Below are 23,189 nucleotides of genomic sequence, written 5' to 3' on the forward strand. Positions count from 1 at the left end.
GTAGCCTCGCTCTGCGAAGGCCTCCATCACGCCAGCTTGTTCACCGCCGATGAAGAGCTCGACGCCGGCTTCTGCTTCGTCACCGGGATGGAATAGAAGTTGCGGCCGACCTGGAGGATGACGTTTCCGTTCTGGCCATCGTTGGATGTGATCTGGGCCTTACCGAACATCACCGTGTTCTTGTACACGATGCCCGTGCCTTTCTGGGTCGTCCCGTTCGCGGTGTAGGTCACCTGGGCATCCCTGCCATCGACTGACGCGACCGTGAAAAACGCACTCTGTCCGTTGGAACTCGAAGCGCCGCTCCACTTTCCGACGAGCTTGTTCTGATCGGTGTCCGCAGCCTGCTTCTGCAGGATCGCCGACTGCTTCGCGGTTCCTATCGAAAACTCCAGCGCCGCGTTCTGTCCGTCCTTGGTCCCGATGGTGACGTTGCCGAAAGTGATTGTAGCACCGTCGACCTCGGCGGTCCCTCGTTCGGTATGTCCGTTATGGGTATATTCGATCTGGGCCGTGGTGCCCCTGATGTTGATGACCTTGAACTCGACCGGGGCGCCGCCCTTTGTCCACGTGCCTTTCCAGTCACCGAGCAGGTTGCTTTGATGGTAGACGCGCTCGTTGACCGGTGAGATCTGACTGGTGGTGTTGCTGATCGAGGTCATTGCCGGCTCAAGTCCCGAATACTGCAAGATCCGACGCCCAATGCGTTCAGGCGCGCGATCGGACAATCAGGAGAAGTACAGCCGATAGGACCGCCGCCTGGTTAAGGTACGGTTAATCGCTGATGCGACCAGGGTGAGGCGAATGGTCTCGGTGGCGGATCAGGCCCTACCGTCCCCAGCGATCCTGCCAGATCTTCTCGCCGATCAGGCAGGAGACACGCGGCTCTTTATCGGCCACGGGCACGACCTTCCTCGCGGGCGTGCGGCTGGCGACCTCCTGGATCAGCTTGGTGTGGATCGCCTCCTTGAATTTCTCGCGATCCTTGATCGACACCACGAAGGAGCCTGGGCCGCCGGTGACGCAGTCCTCGTAGTACCAATCGAGATTGTCGATATCCATGGTCGAGTAGGACGGTTCCTTGACCATGATCGGCAGGCCGTTGATGACGATGCCCTTCGACAGCGCCTCGTCCCGGGCCGGCGTGACCGGCGCGCCGTTGTTGTTGGGGCCATCGCCGGAAATATCGATGACGTGGCGCAGACCCTTGTACGGGCTCTCGTCGAACAGCGGCATCGCGAAATAGATCGCGCCCGAGATCGACGTGCGTGAGGCGCGGCGGATCGGCGTCTTCAATATTTCGTCGGCGACGGCATCAGCGGTTTCCGGACCGTCGATGATCCGCCAGGGAATGATGATCTTCTGGTCATTGGAGGCGGCCCATTCGAAATAGGTGATGGCTATCTTGCCGTTCGGGCCGGTCTTGAGCGCCTGCATGAACTCCTTGGAGGCAATCGCCTGGGCGTAGCCCTCGCGCTGGATCGCAAGCTCGTCCATGTCCATGGAGTAGGAAACGTCGACGGCCAGGATCAGTTCGACATCGACCGTCGCTGCATTGTCCTTGTCGGCCAATTGCGCGGGCACCTCGGACCGCGGCCCCGGCGCCGCGACGCTTGCCACATCGCCGCCAGCCAGCACACCGGCGAAAAGCACGGCCCCCATCGAAGCAAACCAGCGCATCAGCCGCCCTCCAATGTCGTGATATGATGGTGACATGCAAATGCGGCCGCGCAAAGCAGGAACAGCGCTCGGCCTTCACATTCGAGTTAGCTCGGTGGTGATCGCGCAGGCAGAGCTGCCTGCGCCACCGATGCAGGCAGGCCAATCGCAAACGGGCGGTTCCGAAAAGCACTTGAAGGCTATATTCTTGGCGGCGGAAGAATGTCGGAGGTGCTGCCCGCACATGATCGACCCTGTCACCAAGCCCGAGACCAAAGTCAAGACCAAGGTGCGGACCAAGGTCGAACGACCGCGCTTGCACAAGGTGATCCTGGTCAATGACGACTACACCCCGCGCGACTTCGTCGTCACCGTGCTCAAGGGCGAATTCCGCATGACCGAGGACCAGGCGTACAAGGTCATGATCACCGCGCACCGCCTCGGCGTCTGCGTGGTCGCCGTCTTCACCAAGGACGTCGCCGAAACCAAGGCCACCCGCGCCACGGACGCCGGCCGCGCCAAGGGCTATCCGCTCCTGTTCACGACCGAGCCGGAAGAGTAGCCGGAAGCTGGATCAGAGCGAGGCCTCGTCGGACAGGCCGAACACGCGTTGCGGCCTGGAGAAGCCTGCGATCGGATACTCGCCGAGATCGCTCCAGCCACTGTCCATGACGCCGGCAAAGGCCGCCGACGCGACGACCGTGCGCTTCAGCTGTCCCGCGATCTTCTCCAGCCGCGCGGCGAGGTTCACCGCCGGCCCGATGCAGGTGAAGTCGAGCCGGCTCATGCCGCCGATATTGCCGAACAGGATGCCGCCGATATGCAGCGCCACCCCGAAGCGGAAGCGCTCAACCGCCTCCCCGCTCGGAAAATGCATCGCATCGACATTGATACGGGCTTCGCGCGCAGCCTCCAGCACCCTTCCGCACACCTCACCGAGATTGCCGCCATCCTTGGCGATCGGGAACACCGCGAGCAGGCCATCGCCCATGAATTTCAGGATCTCGCCGCCATGCTTGCGGATCGCCGGCACCTGGCAATCGAAATATTGATTGAGGATGTCGACCACGATTTCCGGCGGCAACCGGTCCGACAATGCGGTGAAGCCGCGCAGGTCGGACAGCCAGATCGCGGCCTGCATGGTTTCGGCGTGGCCACGGCGGATATCGCCGGCCAGGATGCGCTCGCCAGCGCGATTGCCCACATAGGTGTCGAGCAGGGTCGCCGCTGTCCGGCGCAGCGCGAAGATTTCGCCGAGCCGCGCGAAGGGTCTCGAAACCCTGCGCAAGGCAGCGAGCTCTTCGTCGGAAAAACCCGCGGGATGCTTGGTGGTCCAGCTCGACACATGAACCGAGCCGTCGGTAAAAACCAGAGGCAGCAGGATGTAATCGGTCACGCCCTCAGCGCGCATGTCGTCGAGAAAGGGGAAGCGGCGGCTTTCGGGATCGTCGAGCCGGTAGCGCAGCTCCTTCCCTGTCCTGTAGACGATCGCAATCGGACTGCGCTTGAACTCCGGGCTCTCCTCGATATCGAAATCGGCGGTGTTGACAACGACCTCGGCGCCCCGCTTCCAGACAAAGCTGCGGCCATACATGTCGGGATGCAGCGTGCGCACGAAGGCGGCCACCCGCCACAACGGTATGCCCGCCTCGGCCAGCCGCTCGCAGGTCTGCGCGATCAGGGCGACCGGCGTCGGCGCGGACGGCGAGCCATCGGTGAGCCAGTCGATGGTGTCCTGCAGGCGTGATGAATCCATGGCCTGGAGACTATGCCATCACGCGGCGGAACAATAGCCGCTGTCGCGCGCGGACGTGGAGCTGGCTGTTACCGTCCGACCTGCCCGCGATGGCGCAGGAAATGATCGGCCAGCACACAGGCCATCATGGCCTCGCCAACGGGCACGGCGCGAATGCCGACGCAGGGGTCGTGGCGGCCCTTTGTCAGGATCTCGGTCTCGTGACCGGCCCGATCGACGGTCTCGCGCGGGGTGAGGATCGAGGAGGTCGGCTTTACCGCAAAGCGCGCGACCACCGGCTGGCCGGTCGAGATGCCACCGAGGACGCCGCCGGCGTGGTTGGAGAGAAAGCGCGTGCCGTCATTGCCGCTGCGCATCTCGTCGGCGTTTTCCTCGCCCGAGAGCTCAGCCGCGGCGAAGCCCGCACCGATCTCGACGCCCTTCACCGCATTGATGCTCATCAGCGCGGCGGCGAGATCGGAGTCGAGCTTGGCATAGATCGGCGCGCCAAGACCTGCCGGCACGCCTTCCGCCACCACCTCGATCACTGCACCAATCGAGGAGCCCTTCTTTCTGATGCCGTCGAGATAGGTCTCGAAGAAAGCCGCCTTGTCCTTGTCGGGACAGAAGAACGGGTTGCGTTCGACCTCGTCCCAGTCCCAGTTCTCGCGATCAATCCTGTATGGGCCCATCTGCACGAGCGCGCCGCGCACGGTCACACCGGGCAGGATTTTGCGCGCGATCGCGCCCGCAGCCACGCGCATCGCGGTCTCCCGTGCCGACGAGCGCCCGCCGCCGCGATAGTCGCGCAGGCCATATTTGGCCTCATAGGTGAAGTCGGCATGCCCGGGGCGGAACTTGTCCTTGATCTCCGAATAGTCCTTGGACCGCTGGTCGGTGTTCTCGATCAGGAGCGCAATCGGCGTGCCTGTCGTCACCTGCAGGCCGGTCTCCGGATGGGCCATCACCCCGGACAGGATCTTCACCTGGTCCGGCTCCTGCCGCTGGGTGGTGAACCGCGACTGGCCGGGACGGCGGCGATCGAGGTCGCGCTGGATGTCGGCTTCGGTAAGCGGAAGCAGCGGCGGGCAGCCGTCGACCACGCAGCCGATCGCCACCCCATGGCTCTCGCCAAAGGTGGTGACGCGGAACATGTGGCCGAAGGTATTGAACGACATGATGGCCGTTATTGGTGCGGACTATTGTTGAATGTCAACGTCATTCCGGGGCGATGCGACGCATCGAACCCGGAATCTCGAGATTCCGGGTCAGGTCCTTCGGACCCGCCCGGAATGACGGAGGCACATGCGAGCCCCGGCATGACGAGGGAGTGCGCCGATCGGACCCCTTAACCATACTTCTTCAGCCCGCCCGAGCCGAACACATAGACCACGCCCTGCTCGATATAGAGCTCTGCCGCGCTTTGCGGCGTCTCGAAGCCGAGTGCCACCATGAGCGCCCGGGCGGTGCCGCCATGGGCGACCGCGACCGTGTCGCCGCGCAACTGATCGTACCAGGCCTGCATGCGGCGCTGCACGTCCAGATAGGTCTCGCCGCCGGGCGCGCCCACCGTCCACTTGTGGAGCATCCGGCTTGCATAGAGTTCGGGATCGAGTGCCTCGCTCTCGGCCAGCGTCCGGCCCTCCCAGGTGCCGTAGCCGATTTCGCGCAACCGGTCGTCGATGCGATAGTCGGCGAGCGGCAGCTGCAATTCGGCCCGCGCCAGCTCCATGGTCATGCGGGCGCGCCCAAGCGGGCTGGCAACGAACGGCAGGGTGTTCTTGTCTCGACCCTCGTGCGCGATCAGTTCGCCGAGCACCCGCCCCGCGTGCACCGCCTGTTCGCAACCGCGCGCGTTGAGCGGAATATCCAGCGTACCCTGCAGCCTGCCCGTCTTGTTCCAGTCGGTCTCGCCGTGGCGAAGATAGTAGATCGTGGGCACGGGCATCGCGGCGTTACGGTCTAATCCTTCGCCAGCGAGATGTCGGGCGCATCGGGCCGCTTCATGCCGACGACGTGATACCCGGAGTCGACGTGGTGCACCTCGCCGGTGACGCCACGCGACATGTCGGACAACAGATACAGCGCGCTGTCGCCGACATCCTCGATGCTCACGGTGCGCCGCATCGGCGCGTTATACTCGTTCCATTTCAGGATATAGCGGAAATCGCCGATGCCGGAGGCGGCCAGCGTCCTGATCGGACCGGCGGAAATCGCGTTGACGCGGATGTTCTTCTCGCCGAGATCGGCGGCGAGGTAGCGCACGCTTGCCTCGAGCGCGGCCTTCGCCACGCCCATGACATTATAATGCGGCATCCACTTCTCGGCACCGTAATAGGTCAGGGTCAGGATCGAGCCGCCGTCGGTCAGAAGCTTCTCGGCGCGCTGTGCGACCGCAGTCAGCGAGTAGCAGCTGATCAGCATGGTCTTGGAGAAATTCTCCGCGGTGGTCTCGAGATAACGGCCGTCGAGCTGGTCCTTGTCGGAAAAGGCGATGGCGTGCACGACGAAGTCGATCTTGCCCCACTTCTCCTTGAGCACGTCGAACACCTGATCGATTGTCGCGGCATCCGTGACGTCGCAGTGGCCGAGCAGGAGCCCGCCGATTTCGTTGGCCAGCGGCTCGACCCGCTTCTTCAGCGCATCGCCCTGCCAGGTCAGCGCGATCTCTGCGCCCGCCGCATGGCAGGCTTTCGCGATGCCCCAGGCGATGGAGCGATTATTGGCCACCCCGAGAACCACCCCGCGCTTGCCTTGCATCAGACCTGAAATCTGCGCCATTTACGCCTTCTCGCTTCGAAAGTGATTGAGATCTGGAGGTACACCAGCGCCCCGCTGGGGTACAGTCCCAATCTAACTCCCGGAATAGACAGGGCATTTGGGGGTTATCAAAACGGGGCGAGCGCGCGCATCGCGCGGCCTGCCGAAAGTTTCGAGACCGAGCCGCTAATGAGTGCGTTTCGCCAGAGTGTGGAAGCCATGATCCCGGCCCTGCGCCGCTATGCCCGCGCGCTCGCGCGCGACGCCGATATTGCCGACGACCTCGTGCAGGACACGCTGGTGCGGGCGCTGCGCTCGGAACGGCTGTTTCTCGGCGGCGACATCAGGAGCTGGCTCTACACGATCCTGACCAACCTCAACAAGAACCGCAGGCGATCGCTGGCGCGGCGACCGCAATTCATGCCGCTGCTGGACAACAATCCCGATGCGAGCGGCACTGAAGCCGAGGGACGCGACATCGCGCGGGCGCTGTCGACGCTGGTGGAGGAGCAGCGCGCCGTGCTCCTGCTCGTCGTGCTGGAAGGAATGAGCTACCGCGAGGTCGCCGATATCCAGGGGGTGCCGATCGGCACCGTGATGTCCCGGCTTGCGCGGGCGCGGGCCCATGTCAAAGCTTCGCTCGAGGGTGAGCGGCCAGCGCTGCGCCGGGTGAAATGATGCAAAAGAATTTTTCTGAGATGATTGCGATGAGACTTTGCCCATGATCGACCGCACCATTCCCGTCACCGAGGACGAGCTGCACGCCTATGTCGACGGCGAGCTGCCGACCGAACGTCGCGGCGACGTCGAGGCCTGGCTTGCAGCGCACCCCGAGGATGCCGAGCGGGTGCAGTCCTGGCGCGCGATGGCGGAATCGCTGCATGCGCGCTACGATCAGGTCGCCAACGAGCCGGTGCCGCAGCGGCTGGAATTGGAGCGGCTGGAGCGAGAGCCGCGCCGCTGGATTTATGGCTCGATTGCGGCGGCACTGATCGCCTTCGTGGCCGGCGGCGGCGTCGGCTGGTTCGCGCGCGGCGAGGCCAATACGCCCGCGACGCTGCAGAGCTTCACCGAGGATGCGCTGGATGCGCACCGGCTCTATGTGGTCGAGGTGCGGCACCCGGTCGAAGTACCGGGTAGCGAGCGCGCCCATCTGCAGCAATGGCTGACCAAGCGCTGCGGCTGGGACGTGCGCGCTCCCGAACTGGCGTCCGCCGGGTTGAAACTGGTCGGCGGACGGCTGTTGCCGGGACCGAAGGGGCCGGCGTCGTTTCTGATGTATGAGAGCGCCTCCGGCGAACGTTTCACCGTCTACACGGCGAAGGCTGCGACCGAAGCGGCGCAGATGCGCTACATCGCGCTGGACCATGACAGCGCGATGTTCTGGGCCGACCGCGGCGTCGGCTATGTCGTGAGCGGCGGCAACGACCGCGAGCGTCTCGCGCAGGTGGCGCGGGCGGTTTACGAGCAGGTTGAGAAGAGCGGCGGCTGAGACCGCCTTTCTCATTCGCGCCTACGCATTTTGCAAAGCCAGCCCTTCGAAGCCGCGCAACCTTGCGGCGGCATGCTCATGGCATGTCGCGTGTTGCGCGCGTGGTCAAAAAGCCACGTCCCAATTCCGACATTGAAAATCTGGAATCAAGCCTTGGGTGCGTCTCATTATCGCACCGCTTGCTCACGAGAAGATGAGCGTGCGTTCGATCCGCCGATCGACGCAAGCGGCCTCGAGTCGGGGTTTTGTACCGCGCTGGTCCCCCCTCGAGGCCGCACCCTTCACGTGTTCTTCAAATCTTCTTCAAACCGGGTGCTGCCCCTCAAGGGCGCAACCTAGAGATCGCTGCGCGGATTGTATGGACGCGTGTCGCGCCACTTCTGCATCAATGCTTCAAGCTCGCTATCGTTCCCGTCCGGTAGCATAATCCGGGCGGTCACGAAGAGGTCGCCATTGGCGCCCGCCTTTGGGAGCCCCTTGCCCTTGAGGCGGAAGGTGCGGCCCGACGAGGTGTTCTTCGGAATCGACAACTCGACAGCGCCGGTCAGTGTCGGCACGCGGACCTTGCCACCCAGCACCGCCTCATAGAGCGTGACCGGCAGCTCGAGCCGCAAATCATTGCCATCGACCTTGAAATGCGGATGGGGCGCGATGCTGACGGTGATCAGGAGATCGCCCGGCGGGTGGCCGGGCGCGGTCTCGCCCTGGCCCTTCAGCCGGATCGTCTGGCCGGCAGCGACGCCGGCCGGAATCTTGACATTGAGCTCCTTGCCGCTCGGCAGCCGCACCCGCTTCTCGCCGCCCTTCACCGCCTCCTCCAGCGACACTGTCATGGAGACGTTGAGGTCGAGATCGACCCCGACGCCGCCGGTGTCGAACTCGAACGGATGCGCGCCGGCCCCTGCGCCAGCCCCCGCCGACCGGCGTGCGCGGGCACCCGCGCCGCCGAACATGCTGTTCAAGATGTCCTCGAACGCATTGCCTTCGGGGCCGCCCGCCCCACCGCCGCCGGAGCGGAAGGTGTATGTCTCGAACCCGCCGCCGCCACTCGCGCGCCCACGCGCACCGCCGCCCGGAAATCCGGTGAAGCGGGGCTTGCCCTCGGCATCGATCTCGCCACGGTCGAACTGCTTGCGCTTGTCCTCGTCGCCGACGATCTCATTGGCCGAGTTGATCTCGGCAAAGCGCTCGGCCGCCTTCGGATCGTTCTTGTTGCTGTCGGGGTGATGCTTCTTCGCGAGTTTGCGATAGGCGCTCTTGATGGCCGCAGCGCTCGCGCTCCGCGGCACCCCCAACACCTCATAGGGGTCGCGCATCCCTCAAAACTCCTTTTCGGATGTCCCAATTATAGCCCAGGGGCCGTCTCGCCCAGTCGGCTTTCATGTGGGGATTTCGTTGCATTTTTGCAACGGCTGTGAAGCCGTGCCTTGTGGATTGCCTCTACCCCTTCTTCCAGGGTTTTAGCGTGTGAATTTCCCATCTGCCATTGCCGCCCTTGCAGGCGGCGCCTTGCAGCCAGCTTTCCGTCCCGCCATTGACATAGCTGGCCAGGAAGTCCCGGCAAGTGCGGCCGTCGTCGTCGGCGTAGGACGAGGCGATCGGCGTCACCGAACCCCGCGCGCCGGTCTCCGGATTTTCCCAGGGCTGGCTTGCATCCTTGTCGCCCTTGGTCAGGACGTCGGAGGCGGCGGTCCGGGTAAAGGCGAGATCGGTCTCGGTCGGCGCCTTCGGCTGCGCCGGCAGTGGGATCAAGCCGGTGACGTCGTCATCGGAATATCTGGCGAAGGCCTTTTCGGGGCGCGACACGCTGCAGCCGCCAGTCCCGAGCCCGATGAGAATCAATGTAAGTGCCGCGCCTTTGGCCGAGATCGGCAATAGGCCAACGCGGCCCCATGCCCTATATAGGGCGTGGCGGCACCTCGGCTGGCTTTCTGCCCCGGTGAGGCGCAAACATCGGCTCCAGTTGCATGAACGACACCACCTCCATCAAACACCAGGCACCCTTAACATCCGGTGATTTTACCGCGGCCGAGGAGCCGTTCGCGCTGTTCGCGGACTGGTTCGCCGAAGCGGTGAAGTCGGAGCCCAATGATCCCAATGCGATGGGGCTGGCCACGGTCGATGCCGACGGCCTGCCCGACCTGCGCATGGTGCTGATGAAGGGCTACGACGCCGACGGCTTTGTGTTCTACAGCCACATTGCAAGCCAGAAGGGCCGCGAACTCGCCACAAATCCTAAGGCCGCCTTACTCTTCCATTGGAAGTCGCTGCGCCGGCAGGTGAGGATCCGCGGCATCGTCACGCCCGTAACGGACGACGAGGCCGACGCCTATTTCGCCACCCGCCCGAAACAGGCGCAGATCGGCGCCTGGGCCTCCAAACAATCGCAGCCGCTCGAGAGCCGCTTTGCCTTCGAGCAGGCAATTGCCAAGGTCGCGGCGAGGTATGTGATCAGCGAGGTGCCGCGGCCGCCGGGCTGGAGCGGCTGGCGCATCGCGCCCTTGCGTATCGAGTTCTGGCACGACCGCCCCTTCCGTCTGCACGACCGCATCGAATTCCGCCGCGATACGACAGATGGCGCGTGGAGCAAGGTGCGGATGTATCCGTGAGCCCTGATTGCCCCTCACGCCCGGGCGTCCGATTTTGTCTCCGTCATTCCGGGGCGGTCCGACAGGACCGAACCTGGAATCTCGGGATTCAGGGTTCGATGCTGCGCATCGCCCCGGAATGACGGAGCGAGAATGAGAGAGTAGCACATGCCGAACTCATCCAACCTGCCGCGGCGCACGCTGCTGCTCACCGGAGCCAGCCGCGGCATCGGGCACGCCACCGTGATCCGCTTTTCCTCGGCGGGCTGGCGCGTCATCACCTGCTCGCGGCATGCCTTCCCCGAGGAGTGCCCGTGGGACGCAGGCCCTGAGGACCACATCCAGGTCGACCTCGCCGACCCCGAGGACACGCTGCGCGCGGTGGCCGAGATCCGCAAGCGGCTCGAAGGCGGCGAATTGCATGCGCTGGTCAACAATGCGGCGATCTCGCCCAAGGGCCCGGACGGCTCGCGGCTCGGCTCCGTCGATACCGACCTCGACACCTGGAACCACGTGTTCCGGGTGAATTTCTTTGCGCCGATCATGCTGGCGCGCGGGCTGATCCAGGAACTGAAGAAGGTCAAGGGCAGCGTCGTCAACGTCACCTCGATTGCGGGCTCGCGCGTGCACCCCTTTGCCGGCGCGGCCTATGCGACCTCGAAGGCGGCGCTGGCCGCACTGACGCGCGAGATGGCGAGCGACTTCGGCCGCGTCGGCGTCCGCGTCAACTCCATCGCACCGGGTGAGATCGACACCTCGATCCTGTCGCCCGGCACCGAGAAGATCGTCGCCGAGCAGATCCCGATGCACCGGCTGGGCACGCCGGACGAGGTCGCGAAGATCATCTATGTGCTGTGCACAGAGACGGGCTCCTACGTGAACGGCGCGGAGATCCACATCAATGGCGGGCAACATGTGTGAGGGGTGCGCGCTCTCCACACTGTGAGTCGTCATACCCCGCGCAAGCGGGGTATCCACAACGCCGTGCTGTCCCGGCTCAATCACAGTCGCCTCTGGGATACTGGATCGTCCGCTTTCGCGGACGATGACAGCGGAGAACAGCACTGCATCCTGAAGGAGCAGAACCATGGGACGCTTCGCCTCGACTGTCGGCCTGTATGAAGAGCTGCGACCGCCCTATCCGCCGGCCTTCTTCCGTAGCGTCGCCGAGCAGCTGAAATTTTCGCGGCACGAGGCGCTGATCGACCTCGGTACCGGTCCCGGACTGCTCGCGCTCGGCTTTGCGCCTTATGTCGGCCGCGTCGTCGGCGTCGATCCCGAGCCTGGCATGCTTGCCACCGCGCGCGAGGCGGCGGCGCGGGCACACGTCGATTTCACGCTGATCGAGGGCAAGGTCGAGACGCTGCCACCCGAGATCGGCGCCTTCGATGCCGTGACCATCGGACGTGCCTTGCACTGGATGGACCGCGAGGCCACGCTGAAACGGTTCGAGCAACTCGTTGCGCGCGACGGCGTCGTCCTGATCTGCGCGTCGTCGACCGCGAGCGACGGCCGCAACCCCTGGCTCGACGACTACACCGCCGCGCGCCGCTCCTGGTCGCCGCCGAAGCTGTGGGCGGAGTCCGGCACGGGCAATCCCGGTCGCCGCGATCCCGCGCCATTTTTCAGGGACAGCGCTTTTCACCTCGCCGAGATGATCAGGACCGAGGGGAGCCACGATATCCGCGTCCAGGACCTGGCACGCCGCGTGCTCACCTTTTCCTCGACGTCGCCCGAGGCGCTCGGCGACAAGGTGGAGGCGATGCTCGCCGATGTCGAGCAGCGCCTTCTCCCGTTCAGCCGGGACGGCATCATCACTGAGGTGTTTGTCGCCGGCGCGCAGGTGGTGAGGCGATAGCGCTGCAAGTCGTCTGGGCGGGAAGCAGCGACTACGCAATCCATAGCCTTGGGCGAGCTCTGATTGCTTCGCTTCGCTCGGGCTCGCAAATGATTGTGGAGAGATGGACGCGCGGCGTTAGGGGTGACGCGCAGCAAATAGCGCGGCCTGCCCCCTTAACTCAACCCCCGCAAGATCTGCGCGGCCTGCCACCGCAGCTGCATCCTCGCGACGTCGACATTGGGGATCGCCGAGCATTCGTCCTCGCGCTCGCCTTCCATCAGCTTGGCACCGCAATGGCGACAGAGGCGCACTGACAGGGCCGGTGCACGAGAAGAGGCGGCGCGATCGCGGTAGCGCGACAGCTCGATGACTACGGGCGATTGCGTTACGGTTTTGTCAACCATCGGATCCTCGCGCGGCTGGCGCGCTTCTCGCACTGGCAGAAGCGCGCGCATGCTTAACTCTTGGCGCATGACCGTCTGGAGGACCGGTTCCCGCTCCGCGCTGACGCGTCCCTTGGGCTTCCCGACCATGCTGGGCGCGAACCCTAGCGACAAAGATTAGATCAAAGCTTCTGAAGTCCGCTCAAATTTTACGGGTGAACATGGGGCAGGCTAACGAATCGTTGCTGCGATCGTCGAGTCGCGTCGTCGCGCATTCAATCGCGTGCCTCGGGAGGCAGTCCCTCACTCGAGCGCGTCTGCGTCTGACTGCGGAGCCGCCCTCCCCCACAAGGAGCGAGGGCACTCTAGCGCGCAGCGCTCTCACAGCCACTTCTTGATCTTGAAGATGTAGTACGGCACGACAGCTGCGGCGACCATGGCGAGCAGGGCGATCGGGTAGCCGTGGACCCATTCGAGCTCGGGCATGTCCTTGAAGTTCATGCCGTAGATCGAGGCGATCAGGGTCGGCGGCATCAGCACCACCGCCATCACCGAGAACAGCTTGATGATGTTGTTTTGCTCGAGATTGACGACGCCCAGCATCGCGTCGAGCACGAAGGTGATCTTGCCCGAGAGGTAGGAGGCGTGGTCGGACAGCGAGCCCACGTCGCGCTGCATGGTCTTGAGCTGCTCGCGCATGTCCTTGGACCATTTCACACCCTCCACCACCGCCGACATGAAGGCGACGAGGCGGCCGATCGAGACCAGAGATTCACGCACTTTCGAGGTGAGGTCGCCCTTGCGGCCGATCGCAGCCAGGATCTGCGAATAGCGCCTGGAGTTGCCGTGCCGCGCACTCTCGGGTTCGAAGATGTCGTGGGAGACCTCGTCGAGGTCGATGCCCACCCGCTCCAGGATGTCGGCGCAGCGGTCGATCACGGCATCCAGAAGCTCCATCAGCACCAGCTCGCCGGTGATCGCAGGCGAGCAGGAGCGGCCGAGCTTGTGCTCCACCAGCGGAAACGGCTTCGGCGTGTCGTAGCGAACGGTGACCAGGCGGTGACCGGCGAGGATGAAGGTCACGGCCGTGGTGCGCGGCATGTCGGTGTCGGACTGGCACATCAGGGTTGCCGTCATGTAGCGCGCTCCGTTCTCGATATAGAGGCGGCTGGAGACCTCGATCTCCTGCATGTCCTCCCGGGTCGGGACCGCGATGCCGGCGAGCCGCTCCACCGCCCTGTCCTCGACCGCCGACGGGTTGACCAGGTCGATCCACACCGCGTTGTCGGGGAGCCGGGTCAGGTCCTCGATGACGGCCTTCTTCAGCGACGACTCGGTCGGAACAAACACCGAAAACATGAGACACGAACTCCGGACAGAAGCAGACTGATAAGCAGCGTCATGCACAGGCCTATGAGTGGCCTAACGAATTGCGCGACTTATCCTCACTATGCCAGCTAGCAAATGACAGCGGCGTTAACCATCCACGTCGATCTGCGGCGCGGGAACGGTTGCAGGGTGGCGATTTCAGGGGACCATTCGCCGTTCTGCCCAAAAATGAACCTGCCGGCGCCGGCCTTGCGGCAGAAATGCCACAGGTAGCCTTCCGCAGCGCGGCAGGGCGCTCTCAATGCTGGAATTGTGGCGGTATTCCAACGATAATGGCTTAACTGAATCGTGGCGTTTGAGGCGCAAAGTTGACGTCTTGGGGCCTTTTGTCTTTCAGACCTTCGGAAGTACATGATGTCGTCGCTGAGAGTAAAACTTGCTATTTTGGCTTCGGGTCTCCTCCTGTCGGGCTGCATGCAGGCCACGACCTATGAGGCTACCAACACGTCGGCCTTCAAACCGCATGATAAGGAATTGCTGGCCAAGATCCGCTATACCAATGTTCCGGTGGCGGAGCCATTCCGGCGCGCGATTGTCGAATATCACCGCAAGGAAGCGCCTGGCTCCATCGTGGTCGATTCCGACAATCACTACCTTTACTACGTGCTGGATAGCGGCAAGGCGATCCGCTACGGCATCACCGTCGGTGAAGAGGCCATGGCCTGGTCCGGCGTCGCCAAGGTTGGCGCCATGACCGAATGGCCGGCCTGGCACCCGACCAAGGGCGAGATCGAGCGGCTCGGCGTGCCGACCTTCGTCGCGCCCGGTCCCGATAATCCGATGGGCTCGCGGGCGATGTATCTCTATGCCAATGGCAAAGACACGCTGTTCCGCATCCACGGCACCAACCAGCCGGAATATATCGGCGCTTCGATCTCGTCGGGCTGCATTCGCCTGACCAACGAGGACGCGATCGACCTCTACGGCCGGGTCAAAGTCGGCACCATCGTGGTGGTGCTCGAGCCGCACAAGGGCGACTCGCCGTACAATTCGACGATTGCGCTGCAGGGCGGCGGCAACTCGCCGATGATGCAATAAGCCGGAGTTTGGGGACTCCGGTTTGGGGGCTTGGGGTGAAAAAGCGCCGGCTTTGCCGGCGCTTTTTTGTTGCCGATTGTGGCGTGCTCTCCTTTACCTATCGCCGCAGGGCGGGGAGAGGTGAGCAACCGCCAAGAGCATTTCCGGTTCTGATTGAATCAGAACCGGAGCTCTAAAGCGCGATGAGATTTGGTTGAATCGTCATCGCGCTTTAGGTCTTTGATTGAGCATGATCTTTTCGGAAAACCGCTACACACTTTTCCGGATCGTGCTTTAGATTCTTGTTTTGACGCGTTTTCTTCACGCGAACCGGTGTCCACTTCGCTCGAAAACACTCTAATGTTTCAGCTTGGCGGACCGGCGCGGCCTGCTTGCCGGCTGCTCCTTTTCCGCTGATTGCGCTTCGGCGGGTTTCGCCTCCTCCACCTTGTCGCCTTCTTCAGCCGCCGTATCGCCTTTCGCCCCTTCGTGCTTCGCCACCTCCCGCGGGGGCGCATCGGTCGGACGCTCGGCGGGCATCAGGGGCGCGACCGACGGCAATGGGTCCAGCACGTCCCACTGGCAGATCTTGTAATTGTTGCGCCGCTCCATCTGGTCGAGATGGATGTGGTCCTCATGATACCCGTCGGAGTCCGGCCCAAGCACGGTCATGAAGCGGGCGCAGACATTGTGCAGCACGTCCTCGCGCAGGTTGCGCGGCTGGCTGCGGTCGGTGAGACCGATGCTGCGGCCGTCGGCGAGTTTGAAGGCGCGCACGTCGAGTGCGTTGGCCTTGCCATGCTCGGAAAGCGGCGCACCCTTGATGCGGTTGCGGCCACGGCATTCGAAGGAATCGAAATTGTCGAGCGAGGCGATTTCGCTGCCGAGCCTCTCGGTCAGCGGCGCGACGTCGCTGCGCACCCAGTCGGCAATGCTTGCGGCCATCTGGCAGCGCAGCGTCGCCGGCGGGCTGACGGCCACGCGATGCTTGTCCGGCAGCACGATCGCCTCCAGCCGCACCAGGTCGTCGCCGCCGCAGCCGCCGGGTCCATGCACCGAGGGAAGCGACGGCGCGATCGCGATGTCCTCGGTCAGCGCCTGCCGGCAGGCCGAGACCTGCGGCGCGGCAGGTGCAACGGACGGTGCCGGAGTCCCGGGCACGACCTGTTCCGCTGGTGCGGCCGGTTTGGCCGGCGCCTCGATATTGGGCACGATCTCCGGCTCGCCCTTGGCCTCCTCGGTCTCCTCTCGCGGCGCCTCCGGCGGGCGCGGCAGAGGCAACGGCACCTTGGCGGCGCGCGCGGCCCGGTGCGGCCGCGGCGGACGACCGAACAGGTTCTCCAGGCTGAAGTCGGCGTGCCGGCGCCCCTGTGCGGCCTCAGGCCGTGCGCTAAACAGGCACAGCACGGTGGCTGCGGTAACCAAGGCCGCGCCTCCCGGCCCGGCTGCGCCAAAACGCCATTTGCCCGCCCCTTGGCGCGCGCTAAAGTTCATGGCAGTTCCTTGACAGAAGGAAATACCGACACGTCACTGGACACACCCGTACGGGAAATACGAATACGGGATCCGCTTGATACACTTGGAGGAGCGTACGTATGCTTGGTTTGATGCAAGACTGGCCCCTGCTCTGCCACCGCATTCTCGAACATGCGGCGGCCATTCATGGCAACCAGGAGGTCGTCACGCGATCGGTCGAAGGGCCAATCGTCCGAACAACCTACAAACAGGTTTATGAACGTGCGCTGAAGGTCTCGCAGGCGCTGGACAAGGACGGGATCAAGCTCGGCGACCGCATCGCTACCATTGCCTGGAATACCACACGCCACCTCGAATGCTGGTACGGCATCATGGGGATCGGCGCGGTCTGCCATACCGTCAATCCCAGGCTGTTTCCAGAGCAGATCGCCTGGATCGTCAACCATGCACAGGACCGTATCGTCATCACCGACCTGACCTTCGTGCCGGTGCTGGAGCAAGTCGCCGCGAAGCTGCCGAGCGTCGAGCGCTTTGTCATTCTGACCGACAAGGCGCACATGCCGCAGACGTCGCTGAAGAACGCGATCGCCTACGAGGACTGGATCGGCGAATGCGATGGCGACTTCAAATGGAAGACCTTCGACGAAAATACCGCGGCAGCCATGTGCTACACTTCGGGCACAACCGGCGATCCCAAAGGCGTGCTCTATTCGCACCGGTCCAACGTCATCCATTCGCTGATGGCCAATTCCAAGGACGCGCTGGGCACATCGTCAGCCGACGCAATGCTTCCGGTGGTGCCCTTGTTCCATGCCAACAGCTGGGGCATTGCCTTCTCCGCGCCCGCGATGGGCACCAAGCTGGTGATGCCCGGCCCGAAGCTCGACGGCGCCTCGGTCTATGAGCTCCTGAACACCGAGAACGTCACCTGCACCGCCGGCGTGCCGACGGTATGGCTGATGCTGCTCAACTACATGTCGCAGAACAATCTGAAGCTGCCGCATCTGAAGTTCCTCGTGTGCGGCGGCTCGGCGATGCCGCGCTCGATGATCAAGGCCTTTGTCGACATGGGGGTCGAGGTCCGCCACGCCTGGGGCATGACCGAGATGAGCCCGCTCGGCACGCTTGGCGCGCTGAAGCCGCCATTCTCGTCGGCAACAGGCGAGGAGCGGCTCGACGTGCTGCAGCTGCAGGGCTATCCGCCGTTCGGCGTGCAGATGAAGATCACCGACGATGCGGGCCGCGAACTGCCCTGGGACGGCAAGACCTTTGGCCGGCTCAAGGTCTCTGGGCCCGCGGTGTCCAAGGCCTATTACCGCATCGACAACAAGATCCTTGACGAGGACGGCTTCTTCGACACCGGCGACGTCGCGACCATCGACGAGCACGGCTATATGCGTATCACCGACCGCTCCAAGGACGTGATCAAGTCCGGCGGCGAATGGATTTCCTCTATCGACCTGGAAAATCTCGCGGTCGCCCATCCGGCCGTCGCCGAAGCGGCCGTCATCGGCGTGCACCATCCCAAATGGGACGAGCGGCCGCTTTTGATCGTGCAGCTCAAGCAGGGCCAGAACGCGAGCCGCGAGGACATCCTCAAGTTCATGGAAGGCAAGATCGCCAAATGGTGGATGCCCGACGACGTCGCCTTCGTCGACGGCATCCCCCACACCGCCACCGGCAAGATCCTGAAAACCGCATTGCGCGACCAGTTCAAGAGCTACAGCTTCCCGAACGCAGCGGCGTAGGCGGTACGCCCACCCGCCATTGATCCGGCCTCCACTCCCTTCCGGGCGGAGGCCGTTTCATTAGCGGCGAAAGCCCTCGGGAACGGTTAACGCTGTCAGCGGCCGAGGGCTCGCATAGCGACCAAAGGCGAATTGGAACAAGGCCTTCGCCTCCCTAATTTGCCGCCACCTTCAAGCGAAACAATCAAGGAACGCCCTTATGAAGAAGTTCGTAACCCGGACCCTGCCGTGGCTGGTCGCCGCGTCGCTCGTGGCGCCGGCCGCGCAGGCAGCCGGCAACAAGGTAGTGATCGGCGACATCGACGACATGTCCGGCCTTTATGCCGATGTGATCGGCCCGGGTGGCGTCGAGGCCGTCAAGATGGCGATCGAGGATTTCGGCGGCACCGTGCTCGGCAACAAGATCGAGTTCATGGTCTCCGACCACCAGAACAAGCCCGACGTCGGCGCGCAGAAATTCCGCGAATGGGCCGACCGCGACGGCGTGACCATGATTCTGGGCGGCTCCAACACCGGCGTCAGCCTCGCCATGAACAATGCGGCCAAGGAAAAGAAAATCCCCTTCATCGCAATCGGCGCGGCCGGCGCCTCGCTGACCGGCAAGGACTGCACGCCCTACACCATCCACTATGTCTACGACACCACCTCGCTCGCCAACGGCACGGCAAAGACGATGGTGAGCCAGGGCGGCAAGACCTGGTTCTTCCTCACCGCCGACTATGCCTTCGGCACCCAGCTGCAGGAAGCCGCCACCAAGGTGGTGGAAGCGAACGGCGGCAAGGTGGTCGGCGCGGTCCGCGTGCCGCTGTCGACCTCCGATTTCTCGAGCTACCTCTTGCAGGCGCAGAACTCCGGCGCCCAGGTGCTGGGTCTGGCCAATGCTGGCAACGACTTCACAAACTCGATGAAGGCGGCCGATGAGTTCGGCATTGCAAGCACGATGAAGCCCGCGGCGCTGCTCGCCTTCCTCAGCGACATTCACAGTCTTGGGCTGAAATCCGCAGGCGGCCTCTATCTCACGACCGGCTGGTACTGGGACCTCAACGACAAGACCCGTGCCTTCGCCAAGCGCTATTTCGCCAAGACCCAGCGCGAGCCGACCATGAACCAGGCCGGCTACTACTCCGCCACCCTGACTTATCTGAACGCAGTGAAGGCCGCCGGCACCACCGATTCCGACAAGGTGATGGCCGAGCTGCACAAGATGAAGATCGACGACATGTTCACCTCCAACGGCAAAATCCGCGCCGATGGCCTGATGGAGCATGACATGTACATCATGCAGGTGAAGAAGCCGGACGAGTCCAAGGGGCCGTGGGACTATTACAAGCTGGTGCAGACCATGTCGGGGGAGGAAGCCTTCGGCAAATTGTCCGATTCGGCCTGCCCGCTGGTGACGGCCTCGCATTGATCAAGACTGGCGCGCCCGCGACAGCCGGGCGCGCCAGCGTTGCGCATCCTATTTGGGACGTTAAAAGGCCGGCATAAAGCCTTCACAACAGGCCGGAAAATGCGCTACCCAGCTTGCGCGCGGCTGCCCGTCCGACCGGTAACGGGCGGCCTTGTCCGCAACTGGATGTGACGATGGCCCGCAGATTTTCCGCGCCCTATCTTGAGGAGCCTGTTTCGGGACTGGCCAACTGGGCGCGGAATCTCGCGGTGTTCTCCGTCGTCGCGGTCGCGGTCTCCATCATCATCGTCCGCTTCGGCTTTCTCGAGGTGAAGCCGGCGCTCGCGACTTTTTTCGGCGCGCTGGCGCTCGCAGGGCTCTCCATCCTGATCGGCTTCCTGGGCTTTGCCGCGATCTGGCAGAACGGAACCCGCGGCATGGGCCGCATCCTGATGGCCTTCCTGATCGCCGGCCTGGTGCTCGCCTATCCCGCCTATCTCGCGGTCCAGTACCGCAGGTTGCCGCCGATCCACGACATAACCACCGACCCGATCGATCCGCCGCGCTTCGAGGCCTTGAGTCGCCTGCGCACCGGCGACGGCACCAACACGGCCGCCTATGCCGGGCTTTATTCCGCCGAGTTGCAGCGCAAGGCCTACCCCGACATCGAGCCGGTGCAGCTCGAGATCACGCCCGAGCGCGCCTTTGACATCGCGCTGCGGCTGGTGACCAGGCGCAAATGGCTCGTCATCGATGAGCGACCGCCGCAGCCGCCGCGCCGCATCGGCCGGATCGAGGCGGTAGCGCGCACGCCGATCATGGGTTTTCGCGAGGACGTCTCGATCCGGGTGCAGCCCGACGGCGAGGACTCGCGCGTCGATATCCGCTCCTCCTCGCGCTATTTCGACAGCGACCTTGGAAGCAACGCCGCGCGCGTGTCAAAGCTGATGGACGACCTCAGCACCGCCGCCGAAGCCGACGCGCTCAAGCCGGCGAAGAAGGCCGCCCCCATGCCGCCGCCGAAGGCACCGGCGAAGACGGTGAAGAAATAACGCGGGCGCTTGAATCCTGCTCAGCGAAACGGCGGCTATGCGGCGTTCAACGCCGCGAATTTCGCCTTCAGAACCTCAGCAGCCGCATCCGGCAGATTGAACTTGATCAACGTCATATTCCGATCCTTGCGCGCCACAAAGCCAACGAGATCGACGGGCACACGATCGATATTCAGCGTCGTCGGCGTATCGATTGACAGTTCAGGCATCGCCTGATCGAGCATCGCGCCGCCCAGGGCTATGTCACGGACCGTGACGGTCATCGGTTTACCCGCCACCGTCAATTTTCCGGGGCAGTGGAGCGCGATACGAGCCGATGTTCGACGGTCGACATCGCTCGTCGAGGTTCGGATCACCCGAACAAGGGTTGAGCGGAGGTCATCGACCATTTTGGCAATTTCAAGAGAGCCATCGCGCATTTCCGACGCCCGGCGGCCGGTTTCATTGGCCTCTCGGGATACGGAAGCAATTTGGGCGGCGACCTGACGCGCCGCTTGCGAGGTCTCCTCGACCGTGCGGGATATCTCCGACGTGACGATGTTCTGATCCTCGACCGCGGTCGTTATGACCGAAGAAACGGATTCAACATTGTGGATCACTTCGCCGATCGCGCCGATGGCAACGACGGATGCTTTGGTTGAACTCTGCATTTCCGTGATCTGCTGCGCGATCTCGCCTGTTGCGCGTGCTGTCTGCTCCGCCAGAGACTTGACCTCGGCCGCGACGACCGCGAACCCCCGGCCCGCCTCGCCTGCCCGCGCCGCCTCGATGGTGGCGTTGAGCGCGAGCAGGTTCGTCTGATCGGCTATCTCGCTGATGAGCCTCGTCACGGCGCCGATCCGCTCGGCCGCGTCCGCCAACCTTCCGATGGTGGATTGTGCCTCGGTCGACCGGGTCACGGCCTGCAAGGCTAGCGCGCGCGCCGAATTGACCTGAGCCGCGACCTGCGTGATTGAGCTGACCAGTTGGGACGATGCCTCGGCAACAGTTTGGGCGTTTGCCAGCGCTTCCTCGGCTGCGGCCGCCACGCTATTGCTGTTCTGGCCCAGGACCAGCACGCTATCGGTCATATGGGTTGCATTGTCCGCCATTCGGCCGGTGCCCGCGGCAACCTTTCCGATGGCAATATTGGTCTCTCGTTCGACCGTCTCTGCCATGGCTTGCAGAGCCTTCACCTTCGCACGTTCGACCATTCGATCTTGCTCTATGCTCTGGTGCGCGTCTTGACGCGCGCTGTCGGATGCCCTGAGCCTGAGCCGCTCGATTGCGCGCGCCATATCGCGCAGCTCATCGTCCCGATCAAGGTTCGCCAGGCCTGTGCTGAAATCACCTTGCTCCAAGCGATCGAGGGCAGATGTCATCGCAACCAGGGCCGTGGTTATCTTCCGTACCGTCAGGAATGACACGACGCCCATCAGGAGCATCACCAGCAATGCAACAGCGAGCACCTTCGGAGAGGCGTCAAGATTGCCGGTCTGCACAAACCAAAGGCAAATCGGCACACAGAAGCTGAAACCAATGATGCCGTAGATCCGAAATCCGACTGAAAGTCGCGGATGCCACATTAAAATCTTCCAATAACGAAATGTGATTACACGTCGAAGCCGTACCCTCCAGCGTCCCAACGTATGGTTAATAATTCATTGCCCAAAACAAGAATCTAGAGCTCGGTTATGATTCAATCAGAACCGAAGCTCTAGACCAACCGATACGTCCCGCCGATCACGGGATCACCATCCGTCGCGACCACGCCGCGAGCGACCAGATCCTCCAGATGGGCGAGCACGGAGTAGCCGGCGGCGGTCATGAGGCGCGGGTCGATGCCGATATAGATGGCGCGCACCAAGGTGGGAATGTCGCCCGCGCCCTTGGCCAGGCGATGCAGGATCGAGGCCTCGCGCGCCTTGCGATGGCGGATCAAGAAGCGCGTATAACGCGGCCCTTCCAGGATCTCCGGGCCGTGGCCCGAGAAATAGAGGTCCTCGTCGCGAGCGGCGAGCCGGTCGAGCGAGGCCATGTAATCGACCATGGAGCCGTCCGGCGGCGCCACGATCGAGGTCGACCAGCCCATCACATGATCGCCGACGAAGGTGAGCTTCCGCTCCGGCCAGGCAAAGGCCATGTGGTTTGCGGTGTGACCGGGCGTCGCCACTGCCTCCAACCGCCAGCCAACGCCCTCGATCACGTCGCCATCGGCGACCCTGACGTCGGGGACGAAATCGCGGTCGGCCCCGGATTCCGGATTGTGCTTCTCGCTCTCATAGCGCGGGCGCGAGGCGCGATGCGGGCCTTCGGCATAGACGGCCGCCCCGGTCGCGGCCTTGATGCGCGCGGTGTTCGGCGAATGGTCGCGATGGGTGTGGGTGACGACAATATGCGTCACGGTCTCGCCCTTGACCGCGTCGAGCAATGCTTTGGCATGCGCCTCGCTGTCCGGGCCGGGATCGATGATGGCGACCTTGCCCTGGCCCACGATGTAACTGACCGTGCCGGTGAAGGTGAACGGGCTCGGATTGTCGCACAGCACGCGCCGCACCCCCGGCCGTACCTCCTCGACCACGCCGGGCTTGAGCGGGAAATTGCGGTTGAACGGGACGTCGTCGTTATCGGCCATGACGTATAGCTATCCTGAGATTGCGTAGGGTTGGGTAGAGCGCAGC

23 protein-coding genes are annotated in these 23,189 nt (G+C 63.7%); 10 read left to right on the top strand and 13 right to left on the bottom strand.

Going from position 1 to position 23,189, the window contains the following annotated elements:
- Positions 1 to 26: 26 nt before the first annotated feature.
- Together A3AI_RS0100070 and A3AI_RS0100075 are read right to left on the bottom strand one after the other, a co-directional pair.
- The gene (locus A3AI_RS0100070; RefSeq protein ID WP_024513600.1) at positions 27 to 662 is read right to left on the bottom strand and encodes a hypothetical protein; all 636 of its coding nucleotides are present in this window, start codon (positions 660 to 662) and stop codon (positions 27 to 29) included.
- A 166-nt stretch (positions 663 to 828) separates the two neighbouring features.
- On the bottom strand, positions 829 to 1,680 hold the full coding sequence (locus A3AI_RS0100075; protein ID WP_024513601.1) for a DUF1194 domain-containing protein: 852 nt from the start codon (positions 1,678 to 1,680) through the stop codon (positions 829 to 831).
- A 223-nt stretch (positions 1,681 to 1,903) separates the two neighbouring features.
- On the opposite strand from A3AI_RS0100075, the gene clpS reads away from it, so the two are divergent.
- Positions 1,904 to 2,221, top strand: coding sequence for an ATP-dependent Clp protease adapter ClpS (gene clpS, locus A3AI_RS0100080; protein ID WP_024513602.1), 318 nt, complete (start codon positions 1,904 to 1,906; stop codon positions 2,219 to 2,221).
- A 12-nt stretch (positions 2,222 to 2,233) separates the two neighbouring features.
- On the opposite strand, the gene A3AI_RS0100085 is transcribed toward clpS, so the two are convergent.
- The 4 genes from A3AI_RS0100085 to fabI form a co-directional block, all read right to left on the bottom strand.
- A complete protein-coding gene (locus A3AI_RS0100085) occupies positions 2,234 to 3,415 on the bottom strand; it encodes an adenylate/guanylate cyclase domain-containing protein (protein WP_024513603.1) in 1,182 nt (393 codons plus the stop codon).
- Positions 3,416 to 3,483: 68 nt separating this feature from the next.
- Complete coding sequence (gene aroC / locus A3AI_RS0100090; RefSeq protein ID WP_024513604.1) at positions 3,484 to 4,572, bottom strand: chorismate synthase; 1,089 nt, start codon at positions 4,570 to 4,572, stop codon at positions 3,484 to 3,486.
- A gap of 170 nt (positions 4,573 to 4,742) precedes the next feature.
- Complete coding sequence (locus A3AI_RS0100095) at positions 4,743 to 5,342, bottom strand: histidine phosphatase family protein (RefSeq protein WP_024513605.1); 600 nt, start codon at positions 5,340 to 5,342, stop codon at positions 4,743 to 4,745.
- A gap of 14 nt (positions 5,343 to 5,356) precedes the next feature.
- Entirely contained in the window at positions 5,357 to 6,175 is an 819-nt protein-coding gene (gene fabI / locus A3AI_RS0100100; protein WP_024513606.1) for an enoyl-ACP reductase FabI, read from the bottom strand.
- 168 nt (positions 6,176 to 6,343) lie between these two features.
- On the opposite strand from fabI, the gene A3AI_RS0100105 reads away from it, so the two are divergent.
- Together A3AI_RS0100105 and A3AI_RS0100110 are read left to right on the top strand one after the other, a co-directional pair.
- On the top strand, positions 6,344 to 6,832 hold the full coding sequence (locus A3AI_RS0100105; RefSeq protein WP_024513607.1) for an RNA polymerase sigma factor: 489 nt from the start codon (positions 6,344 to 6,346) through the stop codon (positions 6,830 to 6,832).
- A 43-nt stretch (positions 6,833 to 6,875) separates the two neighbouring features.
- Positions 6,876 to 7,646: an anti-sigma factor family protein gene (locus A3AI_RS0100110; protein WP_024513608.1), complete on the top strand. Its 771-nt coding sequence runs from the start codon at positions 6,876 to 6,878 to the stop codon at positions 7,644 to 7,646.
- A gap of 335 nt (positions 7,647 to 7,981) precedes the next feature.
- Here the strand turns inward: A3AI_RS0100110 and A3AI_RS0100115 are convergent, their stop codons facing one another.
- Together A3AI_RS0100115 and A3AI_RS0100120 are read right to left on the bottom strand one after the other, a co-directional pair.
- The gene (locus A3AI_RS0100115) at positions 7,982 to 8,962 is read right to left on the bottom strand and encodes a DnaJ C-terminal domain-containing protein (RefSeq protein ID WP_024513609.1); all 981 of its coding nucleotides are present in this window, start codon (positions 8,960 to 8,962) and stop codon (positions 7,982 to 7,984) included.
- Positions 8,963 to 9,086: 124 nt separating this feature from the next.
- Positions 9,087 to 9,452: an RT0821/Lpp0805 family surface protein gene (locus A3AI_RS0100120; RefSeq protein WP_349509678.1), complete on the bottom strand. Its 366-nt coding sequence runs from the start codon at positions 9,450 to 9,452 to the stop codon at positions 9,087 to 9,089.
- Positions 9,453 to 9,613: 161 nt separating this feature from the next.
- Here A3AI_RS0100120 and pdxH point away from each other — a divergent pair, with 161 nt between their 5' ends.
- The 3 genes from pdxH (at position 9,614) to A3AI_RS0100135 (ending at position 12,092) form a co-directional block, all read left to right on the top strand.
- Positions 9,614 to 10,255 (top strand): pyridoxamine 5'-phosphate oxidase, encoded by a 642-nt coding sequence (gene pdxH / locus A3AI_RS0100125; RefSeq protein ID WP_024513611.1) that lies wholly within the window; start codon positions 9,614 to 9,616, stop codon positions 10,253 to 10,255.
- A 147-nt stretch (positions 10,256 to 10,402) separates the two neighbouring features.
- Positions 10,403 to 11,155: an SDR family NAD(P)-dependent oxidoreductase gene (locus A3AI_RS0100130; RefSeq protein ID WP_024513612.1), complete on the top strand. Its 753-nt coding sequence runs from the start codon at positions 10,403 to 10,405 to the stop codon at positions 11,153 to 11,155.
- A gap of 166 nt (positions 11,156 to 11,321) precedes the next feature.
- Entirely contained in the window at positions 11,322 to 12,092 is a 771-nt protein-coding gene (locus A3AI_RS0100135; RefSeq protein ID WP_024513613.1) for a class I SAM-dependent methyltransferase, read from the top strand.
- A gap of 155 nt (positions 12,093 to 12,247) precedes the next feature.
- On the opposite strand, the gene A3AI_RS0100140 is transcribed toward A3AI_RS0100135, so the two are convergent.
- Together A3AI_RS0100140 and A3AI_RS0100145 are read right to left on the bottom strand one after the other, a co-directional pair.
- Positions 12,248 to 12,529 carry a hypothetical protein gene (locus A3AI_RS0100140; RefSeq protein ID WP_245286793.1) on the bottom strand — a complete coding sequence of 94 codons (282 nt, stop codon included), beginning with the start codon at positions 12,527 to 12,529 and terminating at the stop codon, positions 12,248 to 12,250.
- Positions 12,530 to 12,838: 309 nt separating this feature from the next.
- The gene (locus A3AI_RS0100145) at positions 12,839 to 13,816 is read right to left on the bottom strand and encodes a magnesium transporter CorA family protein (protein ID WP_024513615.1); all 978 of its coding nucleotides are present in this window, start codon (positions 13,814 to 13,816) and stop codon (positions 12,839 to 12,841) included.
- A 384-nt stretch (positions 13,817 to 14,200) separates the two neighbouring features.
- On the opposite strand from A3AI_RS0100145, the gene A3AI_RS0100150 reads away from it, so the two are divergent.
- Positions 14,201 to 14,884, top strand: a complete 684-nt coding sequence (locus tag A3AI_RS0100150) for a L,D-transpeptidase (RefSeq protein ID WP_024513616.1) — start codon at positions 14,201 to 14,203, stop codon at positions 14,882 to 14,884.
- Positions 14,885 to 15,220: 336 nt separating this feature from the next.
- On the opposite strand, the gene A3AI_RS0100155 is transcribed toward A3AI_RS0100150, so the two are convergent.
- Complete coding sequence (locus A3AI_RS0100155; RefSeq protein ID WP_024513617.1) at positions 15,221 to 16,357, bottom strand: extensin family protein; 1,137 nt, start codon at positions 16,355 to 16,357, stop codon at positions 15,221 to 15,223.
- Between the two features lie 101 nt (positions 16,358 to 16,458).
- Here A3AI_RS0100155 and A3AI_RS0100160 point away from each other — a divergent pair, with 101 nt between their 5' ends.
- The 3 genes from A3AI_RS0100160 (at position 16,459) to A3AI_RS0100170 (ending at position 20,529) form a co-directional block, all read left to right on the top strand.
- Positions 16,459 to 18,087 (top strand): fatty-acid--CoA ligase, encoded by a 1,629-nt coding sequence (locus tag A3AI_RS0100160; protein ID WP_024513618.1) that lies wholly within the window; start codon positions 16,459 to 16,461, stop codon positions 18,085 to 18,087.
- A 199-nt stretch (positions 18,088 to 18,286) separates the two neighbouring features.
- Positions 18,287 to 19,498, top strand: coding sequence for an ABC transporter substrate-binding protein (locus A3AI_RS0100165; protein WP_024513619.1), 1,212 nt, complete (start codon positions 18,287 to 18,289; stop codon positions 19,496 to 19,498).
- A 173-nt stretch (positions 19,499 to 19,671) separates the two neighbouring features.
- A complete protein-coding gene (locus tag A3AI_RS0100170) occupies positions 19,672 to 20,529 on the top strand; it encodes a DUF1499 domain-containing protein (protein WP_024513620.1) in 858 nt (285 codons plus the stop codon).
- 35 nt (positions 20,530 to 20,564) lie between these two features.
- Here A3AI_RS0100170 and A3AI_RS0100175 read toward each other — a convergent pair whose 3' ends face one another.
- Together A3AI_RS0100175 and A3AI_RS0100180 are read right to left on the bottom strand one after the other, a co-directional pair.
- The gene (locus tag A3AI_RS0100175; protein WP_024513621.1) at positions 20,565 to 22,094 is read right to left on the bottom strand and encodes a methyl-accepting chemotaxis protein; all 1,530 of its coding nucleotides are present in this window, start codon (positions 22,092 to 22,094) and stop codon (positions 20,565 to 20,567) included.
- 131 nt (positions 22,095 to 22,225) lie between these two features.
- Positions 22,226 to 23,143, bottom strand: coding sequence for an MBL fold metallo-hydrolase (locus tag A3AI_RS0100180; protein ID WP_024513622.1), 918 nt, complete (start codon positions 23,141 to 23,143; stop codon positions 22,226 to 22,228).
- Positions 23,144 to 23,189: the final 46 nt, after the last annotated feature.

This window comes from Bradyrhizobium sp. Tv2a-2 (assembly GCF_000472425.1).
GTDB lineage: Bacteria > Pseudomonadota > Alphaproteobacteria > Rhizobiales > Xanthobacteraceae > Bradyrhizobium.

Bases quoted from the DNA above. Each gene is read 5' to 3' on its own strand.
- A3AI_RS0100070 (WP_024513600.1), bottom strand. From the start codon at position 662: ATGACCTCGATCAGCAACACCACCAGTCAGATCTCACCGGTCAACGAG.
- A3AI_RS0100075 (WP_024513601.1), bottom strand. From the start codon at position 1,680: ATGCGCTGGTTTGCTTCGATGGGGGCCGTGCTTTTCGCCGGTGTGCTG.
- clpS (WP_024513602.1), top strand. From the start codon at position 1,904: ATGATCGACCCTGTCACCAAGCCCGAGACCAAAGTCAAGACCAAGGTG.
- A3AI_RS0100085 (WP_024513603.1), bottom strand. From the start codon at position 3,415: ATGGATTCATCACGCCTGCAGGACACCATCGACTGGCTCACCGATGGC.
- aroC (WP_024513604.1), bottom strand. From the start codon at position 4,572: ATGTCGTTCAATACCTTCGGCCACATGTTCCGCGTCACCACCTTTGGC.
- A3AI_RS0100095 (WP_024513605.1), bottom strand. From the start codon at position 5,342: ATGCCCGTGCCCACGATCTACTATCTTCGCCACGGCGAGACCGACTGG.
- fabI (WP_024513606.1), bottom strand. From the start codon at position 6,175: ATGGCGCAGATTTCAGGTCTGATGCAAGGCAAGCGCGGGGTGGTTCTC.
- A3AI_RS0100105 (WP_024513607.1), top strand. From the start codon at position 6,344: ATGAGTGCGTTTCGCCAGAGTGTGGAAGCCATGATCCCGGCCCTGCGC.
- A3AI_RS0100110 (WP_024513608.1), top strand. From the start codon at position 6,876: ATGATCGACCGCACCATTCCCGTCACCGAGGACGAGCTGCACGCCTAT.
- A3AI_RS0100115 (WP_024513609.1), bottom strand. From the start codon at position 8,962: ATGCGCGACCCCTATGAGGTGTTGGGGGTGCCGCGGAGCGCGAGCGCT.
- pdxH (WP_024513611.1), top strand. From the start codon at position 9,614: ATGAACGACACCACCTCCATCAAACACCAGGCACCCTTAACATCCGGT.
- A3AI_RS0100130 (WP_024513612.1), top strand. From the start codon at position 10,403: ATGCCGAACTCATCCAACCTGCCGCGGCGCACGCTGCTGCTCACCGGA.
- A3AI_RS0100135 (WP_024513613.1), top strand. From the start codon at position 11,322: ATGGGACGCTTCGCCTCGACTGTCGGCCTGTATGAAGAGCTGCGACCG.
- A3AI_RS0100140 (WP_245286793.1), bottom strand. From the start codon at position 12,529: ATGCGCGCGCTTCTGCCAGTGCGAGAAGCGCGCCAGCCGCGCGAGGAT.
- A3AI_RS0100145 (WP_024513615.1), bottom strand. From the start codon at position 13,816: ATGTTTTCGGTGTTTGTTCCGACCGAGTCGTCGCTGAAGAAGGCCGTC.
- A3AI_RS0100150 (WP_024513616.1), top strand. From the start codon at position 14,201: ATGTCGTCGCTGAGAGTAAAACTTGCTATTTTGGCTTCGGGTCTCCTC.
- A3AI_RS0100155 (WP_024513617.1), bottom strand. From the start codon at position 16,357: ATGAACTTTAGCGCGCGCCAAGGGGCGGGCAAATGGCGTTTTGGCGCA.
- A3AI_RS0100160 (WP_024513618.1), top strand. From the start codon at position 16,459: ATGCTTGGTTTGATGCAAGACTGGCCCCTGCTCTGCCACCGCATTCTC.
- A3AI_RS0100165 (WP_024513619.1), top strand. From the start codon at position 18,287: ATGAAGAAGTTCGTAACCCGGACCCTGCCGTGGCTGGTCGCCGCGTCG.
- A3AI_RS0100170 (WP_024513620.1), top strand. From the start codon at position 19,672: ATGGCCCGCAGATTTTCCGCGCCCTATCTTGAGGAGCCTGTTTCGGGA.
- A3AI_RS0100175 (WP_024513621.1), bottom strand. From the start codon at position 22,094: ATGTGGCATCCGCGACTTTCAGTCGGATTTCGGATCTACGGCATCATT.
- A3AI_RS0100180 (WP_024513622.1), bottom strand. From the start codon at position 23,143: ATGGCCGATAACGACGACGTCCCGTTCAACCGCAATTTCCCGCTCAAG.